The following is a 2,531-nucleotide window of genomic DNA, read 5'->3' as shown; positions in this document are numbered from 1 at the left end:
CATGCTATTGTACGAAGCGGATTTTCCATGATTTTGAACTTCCAATCGGATATGGAGGTTGTCGGAACGGCTGCGGATGGCATTGAAGCGTATACGATGGTAGCTAAATATCGTCCGGATATTCTAATCATGGATCTCAGCATGCCCCCAGGCGAAAGTGGATTGATCGCTACAGGCAAAATTAAAGAGGACCACCCTGATACTAAAATTCTGATTTTGACCATGCATGACGATGAAGAATATCTTTTTCATATTTTAAAGAATGGTGCTTCAGGATACGTTTTGAAAAATGCCCCAGATGAGGAGTTATTGCTTGCTATACGAACCATTCATGGGGGTGGGACTTATATCCATCCTAAAATGGCTACTTCTCTCGTTCGTGAGTTCATCAAAAAAGATACGACGTCACAATCAGAAGATCCTTATGAGATCCTGTCCAAGCGGGAACTGGAGATTCTACCTCTGGTCGCAAAAGGTTACGGTAACAAGGAAGTTGCGGAAAAGCTGTTCATCTCTGTCAAGACGGTGGAAGCGAACAAAGCGAAAATCATGGAGAAATTGAATTTAAGAAGTCGGCCTGAACTGGTCCAATATGCATTAAAGAAAAAAATGCTGGATTTTTAGCCGATGAATGGAGGAAATCCGCGTGCTGGAAAATGAGAAATTGCCCTTTTCCAAACCTGCCATGCGTATTCTTGAAAATGAGCATCGCTATCTAACCTATCTGATGGATGAATGGCATGCCATTGTATTGTGGTTTGAGCAGCACAGAATACTAGATTTGGAAGAAGGCCGCAAGCAACTGGAAAAACTGAGAACGCAGATTATCGATTTTAGGGTATCCCTAAAGAAACATACCGAAAAGGAAGAAGAACACTTCTTTTCTATGCTAGGAACCTACATTGGTTTTGAGCAGGGACCGCTCGTTGGTATACAGGAGGAGCACCGTGAAATAGAGGGCTATATCGATCATTTTCTTTATCAGACGGAGGGCGATCTGAGTTTGCTCACGCTTGATGAGATTCGAGAGGCGACCAAGAACGCAGGGGAGGCCTTCGAAGTCCTGACTGTACATTTTATAAAAGAAGAAGCCGTACTTTTTCCTATGGCAGAGCAACAGATCAATCGGAATGATCTAACCAAGTTATGTGACAAATTAAATACGCTTATCTCTTGAATTGACCAAGCCGCTTCCTATAGAAGCGGTTTTTTATATTTTCAGGGAGTCCCCTGTTAGGTAAAGGGGACTCCCCTATATTCGAATGGATGGGCTAGCGGCTACAATGGGGACAGAAAATTCAAATCAATAATTCGACAGAAAAAACGTTGAAAAGGTGAGTTAAATGATTAGAAAAATGCAGTTGCCGTTACAAACATTGAACTTGATTCTTGGATTCATGGTATGGGTTATCATTTCTTCGCTTATGCCGTTCATTACGGAGGATATTGCTATTCCACCCGGAAAATTGGCCATGGTCACAGCAATTCCGGTCGTGCTTGGTTCGATTCTGCGCATTCCGCTTGGTTATTATGCCAACATCTTCGGAGCAAGAATCGTTTTTCTCGTTAGCTTTATTTTGCTTTTGTTTCCCGTCTACTATATCAGTGAAGCTTCTACGATGATGGATTTAATTATCGGTGGCTTGTTCCTTGGGATTGGGGGAGCTGTGTTCTCGGTTGGGGTGACTTCGCTGCCGAAGTATTATCCAAAGGAAAAGCATGGGTTTGTAAATGGGATGTATGGCATAGGGAATTTGGGAACAGCCGTCACTACCTTCTCGGCCCCTATTGTGGCTACTCAAATTGGCTGGGCCCCTACAGTGAAGCTGTATCTCATTCTGCTGCTTGTTTTTATCGCTTTGAATTTCTTCTTAGGGGACCGTCATGAAGCTAAAGTAAAGACGCCCATTATGGAACAGATCAAAGGGGTTTACAAAAATGAAAAGCTTTGGTTTTTCTCGCTCTTTTATTTTATTACATTTGGCTCATTTGTAGCGTTCACGGTGTACTTGCCGAATTTCTTGGTATCGAATTTTGAGCTGACTAAAGTGGATGCAGGGATGCGTACAGCAGGCTTTATAGCGATTGCCACTTTCTTCCGCCCCATCGGTGGCTGGCTGGCGGATCGGTTTCAGCCCCTGTTCCTGCTGGTAGGCACGTTCTCTGTTTATACGGTCGCTGCGATTCTTTTGGCTTTTTCACCAGGGATTACCCTTTATACAGTAGGCTGCTTGGCGATCGCTGTATGTGCTGGAATGGGGAACGGCGTCATTTTCAAGCTAGTTCCATTTTATTTTAATAAACAGGCAGGTATAGTTAACGGAATTGTATCCATGATGGGCGGTCTCGGTGGCTTTTTCCCTCCGATCTTGTTGTCGACGATTCATGCCGCTACTGGCCAATATTCCATTGGATTCATGCTCCTCTCCCAAGTGGCGCTGGCTAGCCTGATCCTCGTTATATGGCTGTATTATCAAGGGACACAATCTAATGAATGAACGTTATTCCAGACAGATCTTATTTAGACCTAT

At 43.6% G+C, this 2,531-nt stretch carries 3 protein-coding genes; all 3 read left to right on the top strand.

Annotated elements, in window-relative coordinates; genetic code table 11:
* Positions 1-624, top strand: a 624-nt coding sequence (locus tag GRP75_RS24205) for a response regulator (RefSeq protein ID WP_160790589.1), incomplete at its 5' end; no start/stop codon positions are given.
* 22 nt (positions 625-646) lie between these two features.
* Entirely contained in the window at positions 647-1,177 is a 531-nt protein-coding gene (locus GRP75_RS24200; protein ID WP_337194263.1) for a hemerythrin domain-containing protein, read from the top strand.
* Between the two features lie 166 nt (positions 1,178-1,343).
* Entirely contained in the window at positions 1,344-2,498 is a 1,155-nt protein-coding gene (locus GRP75_RS24195; RefSeq protein WP_023989697.1) for a nitrate/nitrite transporter, read from the top strand.
* Positions 2,499-2,531 lie beyond the last annotated feature (33 nt).

Source organism: Paenibacillus sp. OT2-17 (assembly GCF_009827695.1).
Classification (GTDB): domain Bacteria; phylum Bacillota; class Bacilli; order Paenibacillales; family Paenibacillaceae; genus Paenibacillus; species Paenibacillus polymyxa_B.
This window is presented reverse-complemented; position numbering and strand designations above follow the sequence as displayed.